Source organism: Leptolyngbya sp. DQ-M1 (genome assembly GCF_039962505.1).
Classification (GTDB): domain Bacteria; phylum Cyanobacteriota; class Cyanobacteriia; order Leptolyngbyales; family Leptolyngbyaceae; genus Leptolyngbya.
Window position 1 is genome coordinate 57,747 of the sequence record NZ_JAMPLJ010000010.1, and the last position, 6,000, is coordinate 63,746.

Here is a 6,000-nt window from a genome sequence, read left to right on the forward strand (position 1 = left end):
AATTCGATCAGGGCAGCACACCAAATTCATCTTCACTCTCATGCACGAAGTCTTGTTTGGTAACTTCGCGACAAAGCTTTAGTGTTTCTTTCATATCAGGAGTCAAAACGATGGCATTCCCCTCGTTCCAGTCTCACTTGGCTCGATTGTTGTACAGCGCAAATCCGCAGGAACCACTTCATTTGAGCCGAAAAAACCGATTAAGCCCCTTCATTCCGTTCGTCACCTGTTTGGGTTTAACCACTTTGCTCATCATCACTCACTTCCCAGTTTCTATTTGGTTCATGGTTGCTCTAGCGGCTTTAGTCGTTCGATTTGTCGAATGGGTTCCACTTCTCACCTCGCAGCCTTGGTTCCGTCGCTGTGGAGGCTGGAGAATGCTAGGCGCGATCGCTGCTGCCTTGTGCTTTGCAGGTATTACGCTTAGCTCTGATCCGGCATCGGCTCAACTGTTCAATTCTGCTGAACAGCAAGCTAACACCATCTTTGGACAGTATATCGATAGCGGTATTATCACGTTTCTATTCGGCTTACTCAGAATTGTGGTTTGGGTAACTGCGGTTGGCTTTGTCCTATTTGCTGTTTACCAAGCACAACGGGGTGAACAGTGGCAACCTTTAATGCAAAACGCCTTTATTGTCGTCGCTGCCGTTGTGGTTGTAGAAGGACTCAGCGCCATGTTCTTCGGCGGTGGTACAGCGGCAAGGGGGTAAAGCGTTATGACTGAAGGTAATCAGCACTTTCGCTCCGTTAATCAGAGCTTAGGAAAGCAACCGAGTCTAGGTCCCATTCCAGCAGCATTGTTAGCACCTTCGCTGGTGGTCTTAGTTGTTTCTTATTTTCTGGTTCGGGTTGTGCTTTCACTTGGATTTCTATGGTTTCTGCTGGTCAGCACCTGGGGGTTGAGTACCTGGTGGCTTGTGGTTGGCGAAAGAACCTGGAGATTTACGAATAAGTTTGTCTCACCCCCCGACTGGAATCGAGGCTATGTTCACTACACCAGTTGTTTAGAGCAAGAACATGACGAAGAAACGGGTCAGCACTAAGCACTATCATTTCAAGCCTTTTGAAAATGAATCCCATCTCGAATTCATCTGTAGTCTAGAACTGCGAGGTCGAAACGTCGGCGCATATTTGCTTAAAAAAGGGCGCAAATATTCATTCATATTCGGTTTCCAAGTTGAAGGAATTCATACTCTACTTGCCAATGGTCAAGCAGAGAGCGTTCTGGCTCGACTGGAAGAAGGATTGAAGGGGCTACGTCCAGGCGATCGACTCCGCATTCATCTGCGATCGTTTGCCAATGATATCGATCGCCAACAAGAGCTAGAGCAACTGATCAACTCGACTGAAAGTTTAGAAACCCAGTTCCTGCTACTTGCACAGCAAAGATCAACACGAGAGCTAACCTTGCGAGGTGAACGACAACCGAAGCAAATCTATCTATTTGCCACTTACACGATCGAGCCAGGACGAGGAACCAGTAAAGATCGTACCGAAAAGCTCTTGGCATGGCTTGTCAATCAATACGAAACGCTCAAGGGCATGAAGGAGTCGAAGGAGAAGGCACATTATTTGGAACTTTTAACTCAAGCTTTCACCGATGGCTATTTGTATTGGGAGCAGCAAATCAATACCCGTATGGGATTGCATGGAGTCCCGATGACCGCTTGGAGTCTTTGGAACTATATCTGGAGTGACTTCAATACTCGACAAGCATTGCCTTTGCCTCAATGCTTGATTCTTCAAGAAACTGCGGGAACCGTTCGTTTGCAAGAAGAGATTCGAGAACCCTATCACGCGCTGAGTGTGCTAATTCGTGGGGAGAATGGTAGACCCAGCCATCCCAAGGCAGATCGAGAGTGGGCATGGGTGAAAGGCAAATATGTGGGCGCGATCGCGCTAGAGTCAAAACCCCCTGGCTTTGCTTCACCCGAACACCAGCTTTACTACCTTTGGAAAGTGTTTTCACAGTTTCCAGACTGCGAATTTGTCTGTGAGTTGGCGGCTGCAGATCGCACGATGACTCGAATCACTTTGCAACGGCTCACAAAACAGAACTACACCGCCACTCATCGAGCCGCTGAACTTAAAAACGTTGATGTTCTTTCACAGATGCGAATGAAAAAGGGGGTGGAAGCTCAGGAGAAAATTTATGAAGGTGCAATGCCAATTTGGGTTTCCGTCATGGCACTGATCTACCGAAATGATCCACATACATTGTCTGAAGCTTGCCAGAAGCTAACGCATGCCTTTCCGCAGGGCGATTTCATCCGAGAAACTGAGGTTGCTTGGTCGTTATGGTTACGCTCCCTTCCAATTGTGGATGATTGGTTGTTAGGTGACGATCGTAAGCAACTGTATCTCACGAACGAAGCCCCTGGATTAATGCCCCTTGCCTGCACTAGACCTGTCGATTCACGCGGAATAGAGTTCATTACTCGTGAAGGGAATGCGCCACTTCTAATCGACTTCATCACTAAGCATCGAGGCATCTTCATCATGGGGGAAACCCGCAGTGGTAAGTCGGTTTTAATGTCTGACATTTTTACCTGCGGCATTGCTAACGGAATGCACGTCATTTCGCTTGACTATCCTAAAGCCGATGGAACAACCACTTACACCGATTTGGTGAGATTCTTCGGAGACCAGGGTGCTTACTTTGATATCGGGTCTGAGGCAAACAACTTATTTCAGATTCCAGATATTCGTCATCTTCCCGAAAAGCAACAGGCTGAACGGCTCGATGACTACAAGGAGTTCTTGGTTAAAGCACTCAACATCATGGTGATGGGAACAGAGACAGAGGGGCAACTGGGTAAGCGAGTCCATACCGTTCTATGGCAAGCGATCGCGGCTTTCTTCAATGATGGGCAAATTCAAGCTCGATACGGTGCCGCCTTTGAAGGAGGATTTGGCAGCGAAGCTTGGCTTGAAATGCCAACGCTCGTTGACTTTATCAGATTAGTAACGCATCTAGATCTAGAGATTGAGTCTGAAATGGTTTCTGAAGCGATCGCCACCATTCTACTAGAGTTAAAAGGCTGGCTTACCAGTCGCGTCGGGAAAGCGATCTCTCAGCCCAGTACGATTCGCACCGATGCCAAATTCATTGTGTTTGCACTGCGGAATGTCGGTGACAACATTGAAGCCGCAGTGTTAGCGCTATCGGCTCAATCAATGGCATTTAGAAAAGCGTTGGAGGTGACAGATAGTATCCTAGCAATTGATGAAAGTCCAATTCTGTTCAAATACAACGGCATTGCTCAAATTATTGGACAGGTTTGCGCCAACGGTGCGAAATCAGGGATTCGTCCAATTATCAGTGGACAAGATCCAGATACGATCGCGAATTCGGTTGCTGGATCTCAAATTCTTCAAAACCTTAACACTCGCATTGTTGGCGCAATTCAGCCAAACTCCCTTGCTTCGTATCAACGCTTTTTCGGCTATGACCCCAATGTATTAATGCGAAACACGGATGAATCTTTCCGAACCGACCCTGCACGGCTATGCTCTCACTGGCTTGTAGATGCTGATGCTCGATTAACCGAGTGTAGCCATCATCCCTCGTTTGAGTTATTAGCAGCAGTCGCCAACAACCAAAAGGAACAACGGGCAAGGCATCGAGTATTGGCTCAATATGACAATAAGTTTCATGGGTACTCCGCTTTCTCCAAACTCTATGCCGAAGCGGTTCGAGCAGGTCGGTCAATGGATACGATCATGCCAAATTCCGAAAAAATCGCTTCGGAGTGGCAGGTAGAAGACACATCAACTTCTACTACAACCGATGATTTGACCTACATCAGCAACGGACACAAAGCGATGACATTGATGTAATAGGAGGGAAATTGAAAATGAAAAAATCGCGAATTATTGGACGATTCATCATTGGAACAGGGACAGTCATTCCGTTACTGGTCGCTGGTGTAGCTACCGCTTCTTTCATGCCGGGAGGCATTGGCGACGAAGTGCAGCAGTGGGTACTGAATAACTATCTCAATCCTCTAGCTCGAATTCAGCAGCAATTCAACGAGCTTGATCCCATCTTTGAAACCATGATGAAAGTTGCAATGGGTGGTGCATGGAACGAGCTAGAATCAGCAACCGGCTCTAAGTCACCCGATCCCTACAAAGTTCGGACAACGCAAACAGAGATTAATCCTGGTGTTCTAACCACAAATCCAGTTGTGCGTCAACGAGATTTAGCGAACCTCTACGATCAAGAATTAGCGAGATCGATGTCGGCGTTGATGCTGGGAGAAACAGGAAAAACAACGATTCAAAAAGAAGCCGATCGAATTTCAAAGATTGTTGAAACCAGTCAGAAAGGATATCAGGAAACCCAAAAGCTTGCTCAACAAGCAAAATCTCTCACAGTGACTCAAGATATCATGAAGAACAATGCTGAGATCAATGCAGCATTGGCAGGAATTGTGATCAATCAAGCTCAACTGACTGCCGATAATCACACTGCATTGTTGCAAATTCAGCAGCTTGATAGCGCGATCGCACAACTCGCCGCTAACACTAGCGAGGGCATCGACGAATCGAATCGCCGTGAGCGGGTTGCACGACAGTTAGAAATTGGTGGTGCAACTCGCACTGAACTCTACATTCCTGGTCTGTACAGCACTCAAAGCAACTCGACGAAGAGGTAGTTATGTTCACCTTGGCTCAAGTGACAGGAGCAAAGACCATCATTGAAGATAGCATCAGCCAAGTTGAGAAAGTTCAAGGAGCCTGGGATGCTCGGTGGACAGACATCTTCAATGGAGCGAATGGACTGTACAACGGCATTAATGCTTTTGCTGCCACAATTCTTGTCGGTGCTTTCGTATTTTTTGCTGTTGGTTGGGTTAAAGATGCGATCGAACGCGGCATCTTTCCAGCACTACCGGATGTAATTTGGGTATTTGTTATTTTTGCATTGCTCTTTAACAACGGAGCTATGCTAGGATCAATGACATTAGGAATCCGAAACATCATCAATGACCAAACCCGAAAAGTACTAGAGGTACAAATCGGTGAGGTTTCAATGCTCGAAGCACTCAATGATGTCGTTGTTTCTCAACAAGCAAAAGCTTTGATTCAGCAACAGTACACTGAATGTGAAGCCAAAGAGGGACAAGCACAGATTGATTGCTTTCGCGAGGCGGGTAAGCGAGCCGAAACCCTATTGACCCAGGAATATCAGCAAAAAGGCTGGATGACGGTCGGAGTACAAAGGCTTTGGGAACGGTTACGCGCGATCGATGAACGATTGAGTCAAGAGTATCAAAATCGAGATGCGGCAGGCAAAGTTTTGACGGCTCCAAGCTTACTGACCAATTTCATTCGAGAAGGACTGATTGCTACCGCAGGTCAAGCGGTTGCTCAACAAGTCCTCAAAGGACTTCAATGGGCATTTGCGAACTTGATTGAACTCTCCATGCTATTAACCGGACTAATTGGACCGATTGCTGTAGCTGGCTCAGTCATTCCGCTTCAAGGTCGTCCGCTTTGGGCATGGTTAATCGGCTTCTTTAGCTTAGGACTTGCTAAGTTTTCCTACAGTGTCGTGGTTGGACTTGCTGCTACCGTAGTTGTTGCGGCTGACGCTCAATCTTCCTCGGATATTGGATTTCTCTTACTCATCGGTGTTTTATCGCCTGTCTTAGCATTAGCTCTTGCGGGTGGCGGTGGCATGGCAGTATTTCGCGCCGTTTCTGGTGGGGTTTCTCGAATCATTGCGATCGGTACTTCAACTCTGCCCATCAAATAATTCACGCATTCATTCAACACAGTTATGCAAATTTCTGATTTGAAGCGAAAAAGTCAGCGATTTAAACTGGATTCTACAGACATCCTGCCGCTGGCATTTGCAGGACTCTCGATCAGTGTTTTCATTGTCCCAGCACGCTAGTCGAAACTACCCACTTCAGTGGGAGACTTTAGTTGCTACACACCTCCCGATGGCTGAAATAGGCGAACGTGATAGGTTTGAGAGAAAAACTA

General features: G+C 46.9%; 5 protein-coding genes. All 5 read left to right on the forward strand.

The features are described 5' to 3' along the window. Positions 1-110 precede the first annotated feature (110 nt). The 5 genes from NC981_RS22435 to NC981_RS22455 are packed head-to-tail and all read left to right on the forward strand — an operon-like array spanning position 111 to position 5,767. Positions 111-713 (forward strand): hypothetical protein, encoded by a 603-nt coding sequence (locus tag NC981_RS22435; protein WP_348244930.1) that lies wholly within the window; start codon positions 111-113, stop codon positions 711-713. Positions 714-719: 6 nt separating this feature from the next. Beyond that, positions 720-1,046, forward strand: coding sequence for a hypothetical protein (locus NC981_RS22440; RefSeq protein WP_348244931.1), 327 nt, complete (start codon positions 720-722; stop codon positions 1,044-1,046). Then, a complete protein-coding gene (locus NC981_RS22445; RefSeq protein ID WP_348244932.1) occupies positions 1,021-3,843 on the forward strand; it encodes a hypothetical protein in 2,823 nt (940 codons plus the stop codon). Before NC981_RS22440 ends, NC981_RS22445 begins: the two co-directional genes overlap by 26 nt. A 17-nt stretch (positions 3,844-3,860) precedes the next feature. Beyond that, positions 3,861-4,664 carry a hypothetical protein gene (locus NC981_RS22450; protein WP_348244933.1) on the forward strand — a complete coding sequence of 268 codons (804 nt, stop codon included), beginning with the start codon at positions 3,861-3,863 and terminating at the stop codon, positions 4,662-4,664. 2 nt (positions 4,665-4,666) lie between these two features. Continuing rightward, a complete protein-coding gene (locus tag NC981_RS22455; protein WP_348244934.1) occupies positions 4,667-5,767 on the forward strand; it encodes a hypothetical protein in 1,101 nt (366 codons plus the stop codon). The last annotated feature ends 233 nt before the right edge of the window (positions 5,768-6,000 follow it).

Bases quoted from the DNA above. Each gene is read 5' to 3' on its own strand.
- NC981_RS22450 (WP_348244933.1), top strand. From the start codon at position 3,861: ATGAAAAAATCGCGAATTATTGGACGATTCATCATTGGAACAGGGACA.
- NC981_RS22435 (WP_348244930.1), top strand. From the start codon at position 111: ATGGCATTCCCCTCGTTCCAGTCTCACTTGGCTCGATTGTTGTACAGC.
- NC981_RS22445 (WP_348244932.1), top strand. From the start codon at position 1,021: ATGACGAAGAAACGGGTCAGCACTAAGCACTATCATTTCAAGCCTTTT.
- NC981_RS22440 (WP_348244931.1), top strand. From the start codon at position 720: ATGACTGAAGGTAATCAGCACTTTCGCTCCGTTAATCAGAGCTTAGGA.
- NC981_RS22455 (WP_348244934.1), top strand. From the start codon at position 4,667: ATGTTCACCTTGGCTCAAGTGACAGGAGCAAAGACCATCATTGAAGAT.